The 16,743-nt window shown below is 57.7% G+C and carries 15 protein-coding genes; 7 read left to right on the forward strand and 8 right to left on the reverse strand.

Translation table 11 applies throughout. The annotated features are described in order from the left end of the window. Nucleotides 1-27 precede the first annotated feature (27 nt). The 3 genes from AAEZ06_RS21220 to AAEZ06_RS21230 form a co-directional block, all read right to left on the reverse strand. On the reverse strand, nt 28-474 hold the full coding sequence (locus AAEZ06_RS21220) for an NUDIX hydrolase (protein WP_149414860.1): 447 nt from the start codon (nt 472-474) through the stop codon (nt 28-30). 155 nt (nt 475-629) lie between these two features. Next, nucleotides 630-1,727 (reverse strand): serine hydrolase domain-containing protein, encoded by a 1,098-nt coding sequence (locus tag AAEZ06_RS21225; RefSeq protein ID WP_178114525.1) that lies wholly within the window; start codon nt 1,725-1,727, stop codon nt 630-632. A gap of 395 nt (nt 1,728-2,122) precedes the next feature. Continuing rightward, the gene (locus AAEZ06_RS21230) at nt 2,123-4,348 is read right to left on the reverse strand and encodes an NADP-dependent isocitrate dehydrogenase (protein WP_350616058.1); all 2,226 of its coding nucleotides are present in this window, start codon (nt 4,346-4,348) and stop codon (nt 2,123-2,125) included. 493 nt (nt 4,349-4,841) lie between these two features. Here AAEZ06_RS21230 and icd point away from each other — a divergent pair, with 493 nt between their 5' ends. After that, nucleotides 4,842-6,098 carry an NADP-dependent isocitrate dehydrogenase gene (icd, locus tag AAEZ06_RS21235; RefSeq protein WP_133100233.1) on the forward strand — a complete coding sequence of 419 codons (1,257 nt, stop codon included), beginning with the start codon at nt 4,842-4,844 and terminating at the stop codon, nt 6,096-6,098. 86 nt (nt 6,099-6,184) lie between these two features. Here icd and cspD read toward each other — a convergent pair whose 3' ends face one another. Continuing rightward, nucleotides 6,185-6,490, reverse strand: a complete 306-nt coding sequence (gene cspD, locus AAEZ06_RS21240; RefSeq protein WP_149414858.1) for a cold shock domain-containing protein CspD — start codon at nt 6,488-6,490, stop codon at nt 6,185-6,187. Nucleotides 6,491-6,709: 219 nt separating this feature from the next. On the opposite strand from cspD, the gene clpS reads away from it, so the two are divergent. Together clpS and clpA are read left to right on the forward strand one after the other, a co-directional pair. Continuing rightward, nucleotides 6,710-7,099 (forward strand): ATP-dependent Clp protease adapter ClpS, encoded by a 390-nt coding sequence (gene clpS / locus AAEZ06_RS21245; protein ID WP_149414857.1) that lies wholly within the window; start codon nt 6,710-6,712, stop codon nt 7,097-7,099. A gap of 29 nt (nt 7,100-7,128) precedes the next feature. Beyond that, nucleotides 7,129-9,399: an ATP-dependent Clp protease ATP-binding subunit ClpA gene (clpA, locus tag AAEZ06_RS21250; RefSeq protein WP_149414856.1), complete on the forward strand. Its 2,271-nt coding sequence runs from the start codon at nt 7,129-7,131 to the stop codon at nt 9,397-9,399. 223 nt (nt 9,400-9,622) lie between these two features. Here the strand turns inward: clpA and infA are convergent, their stop codons facing one another. From infA to AAEZ06_RS21270, 4 genes are all read right to left on the reverse strand, one after another. Further along, a complete protein-coding gene (gene infA / locus AAEZ06_RS21255; RefSeq protein WP_002553999.1) occupies nt 9,623-9,841 on the reverse strand; it encodes a translation initiation factor IF-1 in 219 nt (72 codons plus the stop codon). Between the two features lie 100 nt (nt 9,842-9,941). Further along, complete coding sequence (locus AAEZ06_RS21260) at nt 9,942-10,649, reverse strand: arginyltransferase (RefSeq protein WP_149414855.1); 708 nt, start codon at nt 10,647-10,649, stop codon at nt 9,942-9,944. 55 nt (nt 10,650-10,704) lie between these two features. Continuing rightward, the gene (gene aat, locus AAEZ06_RS21265; RefSeq protein ID WP_149414854.1) at nt 10,705-11,385 is read right to left on the reverse strand and encodes a leucyl/phenylalanyl-tRNA--protein transferase; all 681 of its coding nucleotides are present in this window, start codon (nt 11,383-11,385) and stop codon (nt 10,705-10,707) included. Nucleotides 11,386-11,423: 38 nt separating this feature from the next. Next, on the reverse strand, nt 11,424-11,732 hold the full coding sequence (locus AAEZ06_RS21270) for a hypothetical protein (protein WP_149414853.1): 309 nt from the start codon (nt 11,730-11,732) through the stop codon (nt 11,424-11,426). A gap of 184 nt (nt 11,733-11,916) precedes the next feature. Here AAEZ06_RS21270 and AAEZ06_RS21275 point away from each other — a divergent pair, with 184 nt between their 5' ends. From AAEZ06_RS21275 to crcB, 4 genes are read left to right on the forward strand one after another with little or no spacing between them, the layout of a single operon-like run. After that, complete coding sequence (locus tag AAEZ06_RS21275) at nt 11,917-14,322, forward strand: DNA translocase FtsK (RefSeq protein WP_149414852.1); 2,406 nt, start codon at nt 11,917-11,919, stop codon at nt 14,320-14,322. A 57-nt stretch (nt 14,323-14,379) separates the two neighbouring features. Next, nucleotides 14,380-15,003 carry an outer membrane lipoprotein periplasmic chaperone LolA gene (lolA, locus tag AAEZ06_RS21280; RefSeq protein ID WP_133100226.1) on the forward strand — a complete coding sequence of 208 codons (624 nt, stop codon included), beginning with the start codon at nt 14,380-14,382 and terminating at the stop codon, nt 15,001-15,003. A 27-nt stretch (nt 15,004-15,030) separates the two neighbouring features. After that, complete coding sequence (locus AAEZ06_RS21285) at nt 15,031-16,353, forward strand: replication-associated recombination protein A (protein WP_133100225.1); 1,323 nt, start codon at nt 15,031-15,033, stop codon at nt 16,351-16,353. Further along, on the forward strand, nt 16,353-16,727 hold the full coding sequence (gene crcB, locus AAEZ06_RS21290; protein ID WP_133100224.1) for a fluoride efflux transporter CrcB: 375 nt from the start codon (nt 16,353-16,355) through the stop codon (nt 16,725-16,727). Before AAEZ06_RS21285 ends, crcB begins: the two co-directional genes overlap by 1 nt. The last annotated feature ends 16 nt before the right edge of the window (nt 16,728-16,743 follow it).

A 16,743-nucleotide genomic window follows, 5' to 3' on the forward strand; every position in this document is an offset into this window, starting at 1 on the left:
GATTCTAGCAGGCCCGAGCCTGCAAGGCTAAAGAGAAGGGCGGATCAATTTGAGACTGTGGTGAAAGCCTGCCAGATAATCATCGATGCAACGGATGATCAGCTCGCTGCGCCAGTTCTCGCGCAGCGCCATCAGCTCGTCACGGGTCAGCCAGCAGGCGCGCACGATACCGTCGTCCAGTTGATAGTCCGGATGGTGTTTCAGGGCTTTGGCGATGAAGCAGACCCGCTGGTAGGTCACGCCGTTGCTGGGGGCGGTGTACAGGTAGATCCCGACGATGCCGGTAGCTTCGACGTCCCAGCCGGTCTCTTCGAGGGTTTCGCGCACGGCGGCCTCGATCAAGGTTTCATTCGGGTCGAGGTGGCCGGCGGGCTGGTTGAGCACGGCGCGGCCGCCCTTGAGTTCTTCGACCATCAGGAAGCGGCCATTGTCTTCGACGATGGTGGCGACGGTGATGTGGGGTTGCCAGGTCATAAAAAGGTCTCGAACGATCAGATTGACATGAGTGTTCTGCGTGGTACGTGCGACATCATACGGGGTGCCTGCCAGCGCTTGTTTAATTTGGGCGCCCGGCAGGCATCGGAACGTCGGGCTTGGACCGCTGCTCATTTCAAGTAGGGGGGGGGCAGCTATTTAAGTGCGTTGGTAATGGCGTCAAAGGCGACCATGTCGTCAATGACCTCGCCGCCCGTGGCTTTGGTTTGCGCTTCCCACACTACGATCACGACGTTATGGGTTGGGTTGATGTAGAGGTACTGGCCAAAGATACCTGCAGCAGTAAAGGCTTTATCGGCCTTTGAAGCGGCAGTCCAGCCCGGCCACCACATGGAAGCAAAGTCACCGTACGCGGGGTCAGTGCCCGTGGTCGCGCTGGCGAAGCTCGTCCAGCCTTTGGGTAGCACCTGCTTGTCGCCAGCTTTGCCACCGCTGAGTACGAACTGTCCGAAACGCCCGTAATCCTCCAGGGTCGCACTGATGCCGCTGCCCCCCACTTCATTGCCATTGGGGCCGTCGAGCCACCAGTTTGCGTCGGCTTGCATGCCGTATGGCACCCAGATTTTCTCACTCAAATATTGTGCTAGCGGCTTGCCCACGGCAGCGCTGACCAGTTGCCCCAATACCTGTGTTTCACCCGTGCTGTAGTTGGTGTGGGTGCCAGGTGGCGCGATGCTGGGCAGGCTGGCCATGTACTTGAGGGCGGAGCCGGGAACTTGCTCTGTTTGCAGCTTGAGCATCACTCTGCGGTCTGACGTTGGGTCGGCATATTTCTCGCTCCATTTGACGCCGGATCGCATGGCCAGCACCTGGCGTACTGTCGCCTGCTCGTAACCGCTGCCGGCCAGTGACGGCAGGTAGCGGGTCACTTTGTCATCAAGGCTTTTGATCGCGCCGTCCTGCAGTGCGGCGCCTACGAGGGTCGAGGTGATTGATTTGGCCACTGACATGGACATCCATCGGGTATCGGGTGTGTTGCCTTTTTCGTAGCGTTCAGTAACGACTTGACCGTCCTTGAGCACCAGCAAGCCTGTTACGCGGTTGAGGGTGACGAAATCATCGAGGCTGTAGCGTTTGCCTTCGTAATCAAATGCAACCGGCCCCAGTTGCTGGCTGCTGCGTGGTAATGGAAAAGGGTGACCGCCTGCCTTGATGGTGCGCACGGGGAATAAGCGGTCGATATTGCGAAAGGTAGTGACGGCGGTTTCTGCGCTGAGTTTGCCGTCGTACATGGTCTGAACGTTGCCAATCGGCTCCTGAGTGTGGAGGTAGGCACTCGTGGGCCCTGAGTTGGCCGTGCAGGCGGTCAGCAGGGCCAGTACTGAAGAGCAGGCTAGTGCCTGGAAGATACCGGCCCTAACACGCCGTTCCGCGCTTGATGAATGATCAAGAGTTGTTGGCATAGAAGCTCCCTTCTTTATAGTTTTTGATGGCTGGAGCACAAATGCGCAGCAAGTACTGCGCCAATAGGTGTGCGCCAAGGTATGAGAGCGGTTAGCAGTTAATTTCCGAATAAAAGGCAAAAAAAATCCGGAGTCCTTGTGGGACTCCGGATTTTCCTGCTGCTTGAGGATTAGTCAGCAATCCATCAGGGGCAGCGTCGCGGCACAAGGTCGCGTTTATATCTTTACACCAGCGCAGCAATCGCCGCGTTGAAGGTGTTGCTTGGGCGCATGGTCTTGCTGATCAGGTCGGTATTGGCGTGGTAGTAACCGCCGATGTCCACCGGCTTGCCCTGTACGGCGTTGAGCTCGGCAACGATAGTTGCCTCGTTCGCGGCCAGGGTCTTGGCCAGTTCGCTGAACTGCGCTTGCAGTGCGCTGTCTTCGGTCTGGGCAGTCAGGGCCTGAGCCCAGTACAGCGCCAGGTAGAAGTGGCTGCCGCGGTTGTCGATGTTGCCGACTTTGCGCGATGGCGACTTGTTGTTGTCGAGGAACTGGCCGGTGGCCTGGTCCAGGGTCTTGGCCAGTACCAGGGCTTTCGGGTTGTTGTAGTTCACACCCAAATGCTCAAGGGAGGCGGCCAGGGCCAGGAACTCGCCCAGGGAATCCCAGCGCAAGAAGTTTTCTTCCAGCAGCTGTTGCACGTGCTTTGGTGCCGAACCGCCAGCGCCGGTTTCGAACAGGCCGCCACCGTTCATCAGCGGCACGATCGACAGCATCTTGGCGCTGGTGCCCAGTTCCATGATCGGGAACAGGTCAGTCAGGTAGTCGCGCAGTACGTTGCCGGTCACCGAGATGGTGTCCTTGCCTTCGCGGGTGCGGTCCAGGGTGAACTTCATCGCGTCAACAGGCGCCATGATGCGGATGTCCAGGCCGCTGGTGTCGTGATCCTTCAGGTAAGCCTGAACTTTCTCGACCACTACGCCGTCGTGGGCGCGCAGTGGGTCCAGCCAGAAGATCGCCGGGGTGTTACTGGCGCGGGCACGATTGACGGCCAGCTTGACCCAATCCTGGATTGGCGCGTCCTTGGTCTGGCACATGCGGAAGATATCGCCGGCTTCGACGGTCTGTTCCATCAGCAGGTTGCCCTTGCTGTCGGTGACGCGAACTACGCCGTCAGCCTTGATCTGGAAGGTCTTGTCGTGGGAGCCGTACTCTTCGGCTTTTTTCGCCATCAGGCCAACGTTTGGCACGCTGCCCATGGTGGTTGGATCGAAGGCGCCGTGTTGCTTGCAGTCTTCGATCACCGCCTGGTAGATGGTGGCGTAGCAGCGATCCGGGATCACGGCCTTGGTGTCGTGCAGTTGACCGTCAGTGCCCCACATCTTGCCGGAGTCACGGATCATCGCAGGCATCGAGGCGTCGACGATAACGTCGCTCGGTACGTGCAGGTTGGTAATGCCTTTGTCCGAGTTGACCATGGCCAGGGACGGACGAGCGGCGTACACCGCCTGGATGTCGGCTTCGATCTGCGCTTGCTGATCGGCCGGCAGGGCCTTGATGCGGGCGTACAGGTCAGCGATGCCGTTGTTCAGATTGAAGCCAATCTGCGCCAGCACATCAGCGTGCTTGGTCAGGGCGTCTTTATAGAACTCGGCAACGATCTGGCCGAACATGACTGGGTCGGAAACCTTCATCATGGTGGCTTTCAGGTGAATCGACAGCAACACGCCTTGTTTCTTGGCGTCTTCGATTTCAGCGGCGATGAAGCTACGCAGGGCGTTTTTGCTCAGTACGCCGCAATCGAGGATCTCACCAGCCAGGGCGGTGGTTTTTTCTTTCAATACGGTGGTGGTGCCGTCTTTGGCGATCAACTCGATTTTGACAGCGTCAGCCGCTTCGATCTGTACGGCTTTTTCGCTGCCGTAGAAGTCGCCGGTGCTCATGTGGGCAACGTGGGACTTGGAGTCCGCAGCCCAGGCGCCCATTTTGTGCGGGTGCTTGCGTGCATAGTTCTTGACCGACAGCGGTGCGCGGCGGTCCGAGTTGCCTTCGCGCAGTACCGGGTTCACGGCGCTGCCCTTGATCTTGTCGTAACGTGCACGGGTTTCTTTTTCCGCGTCGGTGGTTACGGTTTCCGGGTAGTCCGGCAGGTCGAAGCCCTTGGCTTGCAGCTCCTTGATCGCGGCCTGCAACTGAGGCGTCGAGGCGCTGATGTTCGGCAACTTGATGATGTTGGCTTCAGGGGTGACAGCCAGGGCGCCCAGTTCGGCGAGGTGGTCCGGCACGGCCTTGGCGCCCAGTTGCTCGGGGAAGCTTGCGAGGATGCGCCCTGCGAGGGAGATGTCGCGGGTTTCCACGGCAATATCAGCGGAAGCGGTGAAGGCCTCTACGATAGGCAGCAGTGAATAGGTGGCGAGGGCTGGGGCTTCGTCGGTGAAGGTATAGATGATCTTCGAGCGGGTGGGCATATTCGGATTAACTCTCTTCTTTACTGAAAGCGTGCGCGGAAACTCGAGATGCGCCGGGTAAAGCGCGTTCGTTCAAAGTCATCCATGAGCCGAATGTCGATGTTTCTTCGCGATGATGTTGGGTTGCATCAGTCGAGCGTCAAGCGGGTGGACTGCTGTGGCAGCCCGGCTTTTGGGCGGAAAGTCTCGTAATAGAGAGGCCAGCCGTCGTGACTCTGTGGTCAGCGGCGGCATTATACATAGGTCGCTATGCTTACGCCGAGCCTTCATACAAAAGGTGTCTCGTCCATTGGTCTAAAGGTCGCAGGTACCGGGCTACGCCTAAAGTCGCACGTTGTGCTCAAGTTTGGCGTTTTTCCCTTTGATTTCAAGCTTTTAGGCGGCTAAATGTGCTGTTTTCGCAGCGAATGGGCAGGGGCTGAGGTTCCCGTTGCCAGGCAACTGGAGTACGCTCGAGCGCAGCCAGATGTTCAATCCACAAACGGAGTTCAGCATGGGATACAAGAAGATTCAGGTTCCGGCAGTCGGCGACAAAATCACCGTCAATGCAGACCATTCTCTCAATGTTCCTAACAACCCGATCATTCCCTTCATTGAAGGTGACGGTATTGGTGTCGACATCAGCCCGGTGATGATCAAGGTTGTCGATGCAGCTGTTAACAAGGCCTACGGCGGCAAGCGCAAAATTTCCTGGATGGAGGTTTATGCCGGCGAGAAGGCAACTCAAGTTTACGACCAGGATACCTGGTTGCCCCAGGAAACCCTGGACGCGGTCAAGGATTACGTGGTTTCCATCAAGGGCCCGCTGACCACTCCGGTCGGTGGCGGCATCCGTTCGTTGAACGTGGCCATGCGCCAACAGCTCGATTTGTATGTGTGCCTGCGCCCGGTGCGCTGGTTCGAAGGTGTGCCAAGCCCGGTCAAGAAGCCTGGCGATGTCGACATGACCATCTTCCGTGAAAACTCCGAGGACATTTACGCGGGTATCGAGTGGAAAGCCGGTTCCCCGGAAGCGATCAAGGTCATCAAGTTTCTGAAAGAGGAAATGGGTGTCACCAAGATCCGCTTCGACCAAAACTGCGGTATTGGCATCAAGCCGGTATCTCTGGAAGGCACCAAGCGCCTGGCGCGCAAGGCCCTGCAGTATGTGGTCGACAATGACCGCGACTCGCTGACCATCGTGCACAAAGGCAACATCATGAAGTTCACCGAAGGTGCCTTCAAGGAATGGGCCTACGAAGTGGCCGCCGAAGAGTTCGGCGCGACCCTGCTTGACGGTGGTCCGTGGATGCAATTCAAGAATCCGCGCACCGGCAAGAATGTCGTGGTCAAGGACGCCATCGCCGACGCCATGCTTCAGCAAATTCTGCTGCGCCCAGCCGAATACGATGTGATCGCTACCCTGAACCTCAACGGTGACTACCTTTCTGATGCCCTGGCGGCAGAAGTGGGCGGTATCGGCATTGCACCGGGCGCCAACCTGTCCGACACCATCGCGATGTTCGAAGCCACCCACGGTACCGCGCCGAAATACGCCGGTAAGGACCAGGTCAACCCGGGTTCGCTGATCCTTTCGGCAGAAATGATGCTGCGTCACATGGGCTGGACCGAAGCGGCCGACTTGATCATCAAGGGCACCAACGGCGCGATCTCGGCCAAGACTGTGACCTATGACTTCCATCGCTTGATGGAGGGTGCCAAGTTGCTGTCTTCGTCGGCGTTTGGTGATGCGTTGATTTCTCATATGTAAGCCGACAACCCGAAAAGAAAAAACCGACCCTCCCAAGTCATTGGGGGGTCGGTTTTTTTATCGTGGAGCGTTTACTCAGCGGCGAATCAAGCCGTTTGTTTTTTTGATTTTTGAGTCATGGGTCTTTCGATTGCGGTTGCGCTCAGATCGGGGGTTTCGGTCTGTGTGCTGGTACTCTCCGTGACATGCGCACGAATTTCCACCGCGTGCAGCCCCTTTGGCCCTTGAATGATTTCAAAGATTACAGGTTGTCCGGCCTTGAGCGTTTTATAGCCATCCATGCTGATGGCCGAAAAGTGCGCAAAAAGGTCTTCATCCTTGCCGTCTTCATTAATGAAGCCGTACCCCTTGGCATTGTTGAACCACTTGACCTTACCGCTAGCCATGCCCATATCCCTCTGCACCAGACTCCATCACTGGAGTATCATCCAGTTTATCCGTCCTAACCCGAACAAATAAGGTTGACTGCGCGGACCTTTTTTACCCACTGTGGGTTCTATTGGTTGTAACACCGATTTGCCGATAGTCAAGGCGACCAGTCGGTCAGAGATTGAAAATCTGACAGGCCGCCCCCATCACTGTATTTGCACAACTGACGAACCTTTCTTTCCATGCATGCAATCAGCCAGATTCGACTAACATTCAATCAGGACCGCCCGACTCTCCATAAGGATCATCCGGATGGTCACGAGGACGACGACGGTTCTGCAGGTATTGCTGTCCAGGAGGCCAAGCCTGCTTTACAGGCGCCGCCGATGTACAAGGTGGTTTTGTTTAATGATGACTACACGCCGATGGATTTCGTCGTCGAAATACTCGAGGTGTTTTTTAGCCTGAACCGCGAGTTGGCGACCAAGGTAATGCTGGCCGTTCACACAGAAGGACGGGCAGTATGTGGAGTGTTTACCCGCGACATCGCCGAGACGAAGGCCATGCAGGTCAACCAGTACGCCAGGGAAAGCCAGCATCCGCTACTCTGTGAAATCGAGAAGGACGGTTAACTCCGACCACTTGGGTATGAGGTGAAGCTATGTTAAACCGCGAGCTCGAAGTCACCCTCAATCTTGCCTTCAAGGAGGCCCGTTCGAAGCGTCATGAATTCATGACCGTCGAACACCTGCTGCTGGCACTTTTGGATAACGAAGCTGCCGCCACCGTTTTGCGTGCGTGCGGCGCCAACCTCGACAAGCTCAAGCATGATCTACAGGAGTTTATCGACTCCACCACACCACTGATCCCCGTTCACGACGAGGATCGCGAAACCCAGCCAACCCTGGGCTTCCAGCGGGTGCTTCAGCGTGCCGTCTTCCACGTACAGAGCTCCGGGAAGCGCGAAGTCACTGGTGCCAACGTGCTGGTCGCCATCTTCAGCGAACAGGAAAGCCAGGCGGTGTTTCTGCTCAAGCAGCAGAGCGTTGCCCGGATCGATGTCGTCAACTACATCGCCCACGGCATCTCGAAAGTGCCTGGGCATGGCGATCACTCCGAGGGTGAACAGGATATGCAGGACGACGAGGGCGGTGAGTCTTCTTCTTCAAGCAACCCACTGGATGCCTATGCCAGTAACCTCAACGAGCTGGCGCGCCAAGGGCGGATCGATCCGCTGGTGGGGCGTGAGCTGGAAGTCGAGCGCGTCGCGCAGATCCTGGCTCGTCGTCGCAAGAACAATCCGCTGCTGGTAGGCGAGGCGGGCGTGGGTAAAACCGCAATTGCCGAAGGCTTGGCCAAACGTATCGTTGATAATCAGGTTCCCGATCTGCTGGCCAACAGCGTCGTCTACTCCCTTGATCTGGGTGCGTTGCTCGCCGGGACCAAGTACCGTGGCGATTTCGAGAAGCGCTTCAAGGCGTTGCTCGGCGAGCTGAAAAAACGCCCGCAGGCGATCCTGTTTATCGATGAAATTCACACCATCATCGGTGCCGGTGCAGCCTCCGGTGGCGTGATGGATGCCGCGAACCTGCTCAAGCCGCTGCTGTCATCGGGCGATATCCGTTGTATAGGTTCGACCACGTTCCAGGAGTTCCGCGGGATCTTCGAAAAAGACCGTGCCCTTGCACGTCGCTTCCAGAAGGTCGACGTGTCCGAGCCTTCGGTCGAAGACACCATTGGCATTCTGCGCGGTCTCAGGGGGCGTTTCGAAGCGCACCATGGCATCGAATACAGCGATGAAGCCCTGCGCGCTGCTGCTGAGCTCGCGTCGCGCTATATCAATGACCGGCATATGCCGGACAAGGCCATCGACGTCATCGACGAAGCAGGGGCCTATCAGCGCCTGCAACCGATCGAGAAGCGTGTGAAGCGCATTGAGGTGCCTCAGGTCGAGGATATCGTGGCGAAAATCGCACGAATTCCGCCAAAACACGTCACCAGTTCCGACAAGGAGCTGCTGCGTAACCTGGAACGCGACCTCAAGCTGACGGTGTTTGGTCAGGATGCGGCGATCGATTCGCTGTCGACTGCGATCAAGCTGTCCCGGGCGGGCCTCAAGTCGCCGGACAAGCCAGTCGGTTCGTTCCTGTTCGCAGGGCCTACCGGTGTCGGCAAGACCGAGGCGGCACGTCAGTTGGCCAAGGCCATGGGCATCGAGCTGGTTCGTTTCGACATGTCCGAGTACATGGAGCGGCACACTGTGTCGCGCCTGATCGGTGCGCCTCCGGGCTATGTCGGGTTCGACCAGGGCGGGCTGTTGACCGAAGCGATCACCAAGCAGCCGCATTGCGTGTTATTGCTCGATGAAATCGAGAAGGCCCACCCGGAAGTCTTCAACCTGCTGTTGCAGGTCATGGACCATGGGACCCTGACCGACAACAACGGGCGCAAGGCGGACTTCCGTAACGTGATCGTGATCATGACCACCAACGCCGGTGCCGAAACGGCCGCGCGGGCTTCCATTGGCTTTACTCATCAGGATCACTCTTCCGATGCGATGGAAGTGGTCAAGAAGAGCTTTACGCCAGAGTTTCGCAACCGTCTGGACACCATTATCCAGTTTGGTCGCCTCAGTCATGAGGTCATCAAGAACGTGGTGGACAAGTTCCTTACCGAGCTTCAGGCGCAGTTGGAAGACAAACGCGTGCAGCTGGAAGTTACGGACGCGGCACGCAGCTGGCTGGCAGCGGGTGGCTACGACGCGGCAATGGGTGCGCGGCCGATGGCGCGGTTGATCCAGGACAAGATCAAGCGTCCACTGGCCGAAGAGATCCTGTTTGGCGAACTGGCTGACCATGGTGGCGTGGTGCACATCGATCTGAAGGATGATGAACTGACCTTCGAGTTTGAAACCACGGCTGAAATGGCCTGATAGCTGACTGCAATAAAGCAAAAAGGCGCCGAGAGGCGCCTTTTTACTGTGTGCAGGAGTGAGCTTGCTCGCGAAAAACGAAAGGGCGCCCTTGGTTGCCAGGTGCCCTGCGTTATTGTTAACCACCTTAGCGAGCAAGCTCGCTCACAGTGACTCAATGGTGTTGCTAAAAACTGCGCGCACAAAAACGCCCGGTATAACCGGGCGTTTTGTATTGACTTGATTAACGAGCGCGGTAAGTGATGCGCCCTTTGCTCAAATCATAGGGCGTCAGCTCGACGCGCACTTTGTCGCCGGTAAGAATACGAATGTAGTTCTTGCGCATCTTGCCGGAAATATGCGCGGTTACGACGTGCCCATTTTCCAACTCCACGCGAAACATGGTGTTGGGCAGGGTGTCGACGACAGTGCCTTCCATTTCGAAGCTGTCTTCTTTCGACATGCAGTAAAGCCCTCGGTATCCAATGAATGGCCCGGTGCAACTGCTCCAGGCAAAAGCGGCGTGCATTGTGCCCGAAAAATGGGGTTTAAGCCAAGGGGTTCTAGTTCAGAGTGACCCATCTTTGATTAATTAGCAGCTCAATGGGCCGATATTGGGTCTTGTAGTTCATTTTTTTGCAGTTCTTGATCCAGTATCCGAGGTATACCGCTTCCAATTCCAGCCTCAACGCTTCGCCGATTTGCCAGAGGATTGCAAAGCGTCCTAGGCTGCGGCGTTCTTCGGTAGGTTCGTAAAAGGTGTAGACCGCAGACAGGCCGTTGGGCAGCAGGTCCGTGACGGCAACGGCCACCAGCCGTCCCTCAAGGCGAAACTCGTAGAAGCGTGAGAACGGCAGCTCGCGCACCAGAAACGTGGAGAACTGGTCGCGGCTGGGAGGGAACATGTCGCCATCGGCGTGGCGTTGTTCGATGTAGCGCTGGTAGAGATCAAAATATTCTTCGCTGAAGCCTGGTTTGGCCGGTGTCACCGTCAGGTCGGCATTGCGCTTGAGAATGCGTTTCTGATTACGATCTGGCAAAAATTGCGCCACGGGAATGCGTGCCGGCACACAAGCATTGCAGTTCTGGCAGTGGGGCCGGTACAGGTGGTCGCCGCTGCGCCGAAAACCCATCTCTGACAGGTCGGCATAGACGTGCACGTCCATTGGCTGGCTGGGGTCGAGGAACAGCGTGGTGGCCTGCTCATCGGGCAGATAGCTGCAAGAGTGGGGTTGAGTGGCATAAAACTTCAAGCGCGCCAACTCGGTCATGATCAACCCTCGGATAAGCTTTGAAATAAGTGTAAGCCAGGTGCGACGAAGTCGCCTAGGAAACCCACGGTGCGGCGCTGGGTTGGTCCAGATGGTCGCGCAGGTAACCGGCAAAGTCGCTGCGGGGTATGGCGCGGGCGCCGAGGCTGTGCAGGTGATCGGTGGGCATCTGGCAGTCAATCAGCACAAACCCCCAGGCCTGTAATTGCTTGACCAGGGTAGCAAAACCGAATTTCGAGGCGTTGTCGGCGCGGCTGAACATCGACTCACCGAAAAATAACTGGCCCATCGCAAGGCCGTAGAGGCCGCCGACCAGTTCGCCCTGGTCCCAGACTTCCACTGAGTGGGCATAACCGCGTTGATGCAACTGCAGGTAGGCGCTCTGCATGGCGTCGGTGATCCAGGTGCCATCGGCGTAGCTTCGGGGGGCGGCGCAGGCCTGGATGACTGCGGCGAAGTCCTTGTCGAAGGTCACCTCATAGCGTTGCTGACGCAGCAATTTACCCAGGCTGCGGGATACGTGCAGTTCGGCGGGAAATAGCACGGTGCGTGGGTCGGGCGACCACCAGAGAATCGGCTGGCCTTCCGAAAACCAGGGAAAGCAGCCGTGGCGATAGGCCTTGATCAGGCGGTCGGCAGACAGGTCGCCACCGGCCGCAAGCAGGCCATTGGGTTCGTGCATGGCTTTTACCAGCGGCGGAAAAGTCAGGGTGTTGCGTTGCAGCCAGGTCAGCATGGTATTCAGACTTAGGGGAGGGGAGGGCGGTGACAGGTCTAGGCCCGCCGCATCAGGCAGTGATTATTGTCGACGGGACGCAGCTCGGCTACCCCGAACGCGCAATCAGTGCCTGGATGCATAAGCGAGTGTTTCTGCAACTCTAAGGCAGAGGTGTGGTCGTAATCGGGTTCAGTGATGATCCGCTGGGCGGATGGCGCAGGATGATCGTTTTCAATGCTTGTCCAGTCTGATAACAACAGCTCATAAGCCTTTGTCAGCAAAGACAATGCATGCTCAAATTGAATTGCATGAAAATTGCCGTTGGCTAGACTGTATTGGTGAGCCAACTGCGTGGCAACGGGCACACAAACCCGTACAATGCGGCGCTATATCCTTGTGTTCAGGCGTTATCGCCGTTTCATGATCCCGTCACAGAGTGTTAAAAGAAGTATCAACGACGCGGGTTCACTTTTTACCTGTCCGGATTGGGCAGTGTTTTTGTAGTCATTCAACAGTTGGACGCGCTACAGGCGCAGGAAAAGACCAGTTTTGAAGAAATCCACCGTAACACCTAAAACAGCAGTAGTTCCGGCCTGGCGTCAGCATCTGCACTATCGGCTCAAGGAAGGTGCGCTGATTGCCATCGGCGCTTTATGCCTGTTCCTGATGATGGCCTTGTTGACCTATGGCAAGGATGATCCGGGCTGGAGCCATAACAGCAAGATCGACGACGTGCAGAACTTCGGTGGTCCTGCCGGCTCCTACAGCGCCGATATCCTGTTCATGATCCTGGGATATTTCGCTTATATCTTCCCGTTGTTGCTGGCGATCAAGACCTGGCAGATTTTCCGGCAGCGTCATGAACCCTGGCAGTGGAGCGGCTGGCTGTTTTCCTGGCGCTTGATCGGCCTGGTGTTCCTGGTGTTGTCGGGCGCGGCCTTGGCGCATATACATTTTCACGCACCTACCGGCTTGCCGGCTGGAGCGGGCGGCGCCTTGGGCGAAAGTCTCGGTGACCTGGCCCGCAAGAGCCTGAACATCCAGGGCAGCACCCTTATGTTCATCGCCTTGTTCCTGTTTGGCTTGACGGTATTTACCGATCTGTCCTGGTTCAAGGTCATGGACGTGACAGGCAAGATCACCCTGGACCTGCTCGAACTGTTCCAGAGCGCCGCCAACCGCTGGTGGTCAGCTCGCGTGGATCGCAAGCGCATGGTCGCGCAGTTGCGTGAGGTCGACACCCGCGTCAGCGAAGTGGTTGCCCCCAGCACGCCGGACCGGCGTGAACAGGCCAAGGTCAAGGAGCGGCTGATCGAGCGCGAGCAGGCCCTGACCAAGCACATGTCTGACCGCGAGAAGCAAGTACCGCCGGTGATTGCCCCCGCGCCGACCATGGCTGCGGAGCAGAGCAAGCGCGTGCAGAAAGAGAAACAGGCTCCATTATTTGTCGACAGCGCCGTGGAAGGGACCTTGCCGCCGATCTCGATTCTTGATCCAGCCGAGAAGAAAAAGCTCAACTATTCCCCTGAGTCCCTAGCGGCCGTTGGCCATTTGCTGGAAATCAAACTCAAGGAGTTCGGCGTCGAAGTCTCGGTGGACTCGATTCACCCAGGCCCCGTGATCACTCGTTACGAAATCCAGCCTGCCGCCGGTGTGAAGGTCAGCCGCATTTCCAACCTCGCTAAAGACTTGGCGCGTTCCCTGGCTGTGACCAGTGTGCGGGTGGTGGAAGTGATTCCGGGCAAGACTACCGTCGGTATCGAGATTCCCAACGAAGACCGGCAGATCGTGCGCTTCTCCGAAGTGCTGTCGACACCGGAGTATGACAACTTCAAGTCGCCGGTCACCTTGGCCCTGGGCCATGACATTGGTGGCCGGCCGGTCATCACTGACCTGGCGAAAATGCCTCACCTGCTGGTAGCCGGCACCACTGGTTCAGGTAAGTCGGTGGGTGTGAACGCGATGATCCTGTCGATCCTGTTCAAGTCTGGCCCAGAAGACGCCAAACTGATCATGATCGACCCAAAAATGCTTGAACTGTCAATCTACGAAGGCATTCCGCACCTGTTGTGCCCGGTGGTAACCGACATGAAGGACGCCGCCAACGCCCTGCGCTGGAGCGTCGCCGAGATGGAACGGCGCTACAAGTTGATGGCGAAGATGGGCGTGCGTAACCTCTCTGGCTTCAACGCCAAGGTCAAGGAAGCCCAGGACGCCGGCACGCCGCTGACCGATCCGCTGTACAAGCGCGAAAGTATTCACGACGAAGCACCATTGCTGATCAAGCTGCCGACCATCGTGGTGGTGGTCGACGAATTTGCCGACATGATGATGATCGTTGGCAAGAAGGTCGAAGAGCTGATCGCTCGTATTGCCCAGAAGGCTCGTGCTGCCGGTATTCACTTGATTCTGGCGACCCAGCGGCCGTCGGTGGATGTTATCACCGGTCTGATCAAGGCCAACATCCCGACCCGCATGGCGTTCCAGGTGTCGAGCAAGATCGACTCGCGGACCATCATCGACCAGGGTGGCGCTGAACAGTTGTTGGGCCACGGTGACATGCTCTACATGCCGCCAGGCACGAGCCTGCCGATCCGGGTCCACGGTGCGTTCGTCTCCGATGATGAGGTACACCGTGTGGTAGAAGCCTGGAAACTGCGCGGCGCCCCGGAATACAACGACGACATCCTCGCAGGCGTCGAAGAGGCCGGCAGCGGCTTCGACGGAGGCAGTGGTGGCGACGATGATGCCGAAACCGATGCGCTCTATGACGAAGCCGTACAGTTCGTCCTGGAAAGTCGTCGCGCCTCGATCTCTGCTGTTCAGCGCAAGCTGAAGATCGGCTATAACCGCGCCGCCCGCATGATCGAATCCATGGAAATGGCTGGTGTGGTGACGTCCATGAACACCAACGGTTCCCGCGAAGTTCTTGCGCCGGGGCCGGTGCGCGACTGATATGTGCCGCGTGACCACGCGCGGCTCGCCTTTCAACCGAAATCTATGAGGACTCCCATGCGTCTTATCCGCATGCTGTTGTTGCCGGCGCTGGCTTTGACCGCTCTTTCTGCTCACGCTGATCCGGCCTCCGTTGCGAGCCTGACCAACTTGCTGGAAAAATCCAAGACACTGACCGCACGCTTTTCCCAGTTGACCCTGGATGGTGGTGGTACCCAGCTGCAGGAAACCGCTGGCGAAATGGCAGTGCAGCGTCCAGGGCTTTTCTACTGGCATACCGACGCACCCGCCGAGCAAACCATTGTCTCTGATGGCAAGAAGGTGACGCTGTGGGATCCGGATCTGGAGCAGGCGACCATCAAGACACTTGATCCACGCCTGAGCCAGACCCCTGCCTTGCTGCTGTCTGGCAATGTGTCGCAAATCAGTGAGAGCTTTGATATTACGTCCAAGCAGGCCAGCGGCGTGATCGACTTCACCCTCAAGCCGAAATCCAAGGACACGCTGTTTGACAGCCTGCGCCTGTCGTTTCGCAATGGCATGATTAACGACATGCAGTTGATCGACAGCGTCGGCCAGCGCACCAATATCCTGTTCACTGGGGTCAAGGCCAATGAGCCTGTCGCCGCTTCCAAGTTCAAGTTCGACATCCCCAAGGGTGCCGACGTGATCCAGGAATAAACTGCCTAGAGGTTACAAACGCTGCCCATGGACCTGTTTCGAAGTGACCCGATTGCTCAACCTTTGGCGGCGCGCCTGCGCTCGACCAACCTGGACGAGTACGTCGGGCAGGAACACCTGCTCGCTCGCGGCAAGCCCTTGCGCGAAGCCCTGGAGCAGGGTGCCCTGCACTCGATGATTTTCTGGGGGCCGCCGGGCGTGGGTAAAACCACTTTGGCGCGGCTGCTGGCAAAAGTCTCGGACGCACACTTCGAAACGGTCTCGGCGGTACTGGCCGGGGTCAAGGAAATCCGCCAGGCTGTGGAAATCGCCAAACAGCAGGCCGGTCAATACGGCAAGCGCACCATCTTGTTTGTCGACGAAGTGCACCGCTTCAACAAGTCGCAACAGGATGCGTTCCTGCCCTATGTCGAAGACGGCACGCTGATTTTTATTGGTGCCACCACCGAAAACCCCTCCTTTGAGCTGAACAACGCCTTGTTGTCTCGGGCGCGGGTCTATGTGCTCAAAAGCCTCGACGAAGCAGCCATGAAAAAGCTGCTGCAGAGAGCGTTGAGTGAAGACAAGGGCCTGGGCAAGCGCCAGCTGAGTCTCAGTGAAGAAGGCTTCAAGATTCTGCTAAGTGCCGCTGACGGAGACGGGCGACGTTTTCTCAACTTGTTGGAGAACGCTTCCGACCTGGCTGAAGATGCTAGTGAAATCGGTGTCGACCTGCTGCAAAGCCTCTTGGGCGATACCCGCCGCCGTTTCGACAAGGGCGGCGAAGCGTTTTACGACCAGATATCGGCGCTGCACAAGTCGGTGCGAGGCTCCAACCCCGACGGCGCGCTGTACTGGTTCGCCCGCATGATCGACGGTGGTTGCGACCCACTGTATCTGGCTCGGCGTGTGGTACGCATGGCCAGCGAAGACATTGGCAACGCCGACCCGCGCGCCCTGAGCCTGTGCCTCGCCGCCTGGGAAGTGCAGGAGCGCCTCGGCAGCCCGGAAGGCGAGTTGGCGGTGGCCCAGGCCATTACCTACCTGGCCTGTGCGCCGAAAAGCAACGCGGTTTATATGGGGTTCAAGTCCGCATTGCGCGCTGCCGCCGAGCACGGTTCGCTGGAGGTGCCGCTGCACCTGCGCAATGCGCCGACCAAACTGATGAAACAGCTGGGTTATGGCGACGAATACCGTTACGCCCATGATGAGCCGGATGCCTATGCGGCCGGCGAAGACTATTTTCCCGACGAGCTTGAGCCTCAGCCGTTCTACCAACCGGTGCCTCGTGGCCTGGAGCTGAAGATCGGTGAGAAACTCAATCACCTTGCCCAACTCGACCGACTTAGCCCGAAACAGCGGAGAAAGTAGTGCTTAGAACGATTCTTGCCGTGTCCGTGGCCGGCATCGCTGGTACATTATTGCGTTTCGCCGCAAGCAACTGGGTGAGTGCCAACTGGCCGCGACATTTTTATGCGGCGACCCTGGCCGTCAACTTGGTGGGGTGTTTGATCATTGGCGTGTTGTACGGGCTGTTTTTGTTGCGCCCGGAAGTGCCAATTGAAATTCGCGCCGGTTTGATTGTCGGCTTTGTAGGCGGTCTGACGACCTTTTCATCCTTTTCTCTGGATACGTTGCGCCTGCTGGAAAGCGGGCAGGCACCGGTCGCCTTCGGGTACCTGGCCATCAGCGTGTTCGGCGGGCTGCTCGCCACCTGGGCTGGCCTGTCCTTGACCAAACTTTGATAAACGAGAGACCGAC

The organism is Pseudomonas sp. HY7a-MNA-CIBAN-0227, assembly GCF_040310325.1.
Taxonomy (GTDB): Bacteria; Pseudomonadota; Gammaproteobacteria; order Pseudomonadales; family Pseudomonadaceae; genus Aquipseudomonas.

What these genes read in the sequence shown, in the direction of transcription:
- AAEZ06_RS21220 (WP_149414860.1), bottom strand. Translation starts at nt 474, where the DNA reads ATGACCTGGCAACCCCACATCACCGTCGCCACCATCGTCGAAGACAAT.
- AAEZ06_RS21225 (WP_178114525.1), bottom strand. Translation starts at nt 1,727, where the DNA reads ATGTACGACGGCAAACTCAGCGCAGAAACCGCCGTCACTACCTTTCGC.
- AAEZ06_RS21230 (WP_350616058.1), bottom strand. Translation starts at nt 4,348, where the DNA reads ATGCCCACCCGCTCGAAGATCATCTATACCTTCACCGACGAAGCCCCA.
- icd (WP_133100233.1), top strand. Translation starts at nt 4,842, where the DNA reads ATGGGATACAAGAAGATTCAGGTTCCGGCAGTCGGCGACAAAATCACC.
- cspD (WP_149414858.1), bottom strand. Translation starts at nt 6,490, where the DNA reads ATGGGCATGGCTAGCGGTAAGGTCAAGTGGTTCAACAATGCCAAGGGG.
- clpS (WP_149414857.1), top strand. Translation starts at nt 6,710, where the DNA reads ATGCATGCAATCAGCCAGATTCGACTAACATTCAATCAGGACCGCCCG.
- clpA (WP_149414856.1), top strand. Translation starts at nt 7,129, where the DNA reads ATGTTAAACCGCGAGCTCGAAGTCACCCTCAATCTTGCCTTCAAGGAG.
- infA (WP_002553999.1), bottom strand. Translation starts at nt 9,841, where the DNA reads ATGTCGAAAGAAGACAGCTTCGAAATGGAAGGCACTGTCGTCGACACC.
- AAEZ06_RS21260 (WP_149414855.1), bottom strand. Translation starts at nt 10,649, where the DNA reads ATGACCGAGTTGGCGCGCTTGAAGTTTTATGCCACTCAACCCCACTCT.
- aat (WP_149414854.1), bottom strand. Translation starts at nt 11,385, where the DNA reads ATGCTGACCTGGCTGCAACGCAACACCCTGACTTTTCCGCCGCTGGTA.
- lolA (WP_133100226.1), top strand. Translation starts at nt 14,380, where the DNA reads ATGCGTCTTATCCGCATGCTGTTGTTGCCGGCGCTGGCTTTGACCGCT.
- AAEZ06_RS21285 (WP_133100225.1), top strand. Translation starts at nt 15,031, where the DNA reads ATGGACCTGTTTCGAAGTGACCCGATTGCTCAACCTTTGGCGGCGCGC.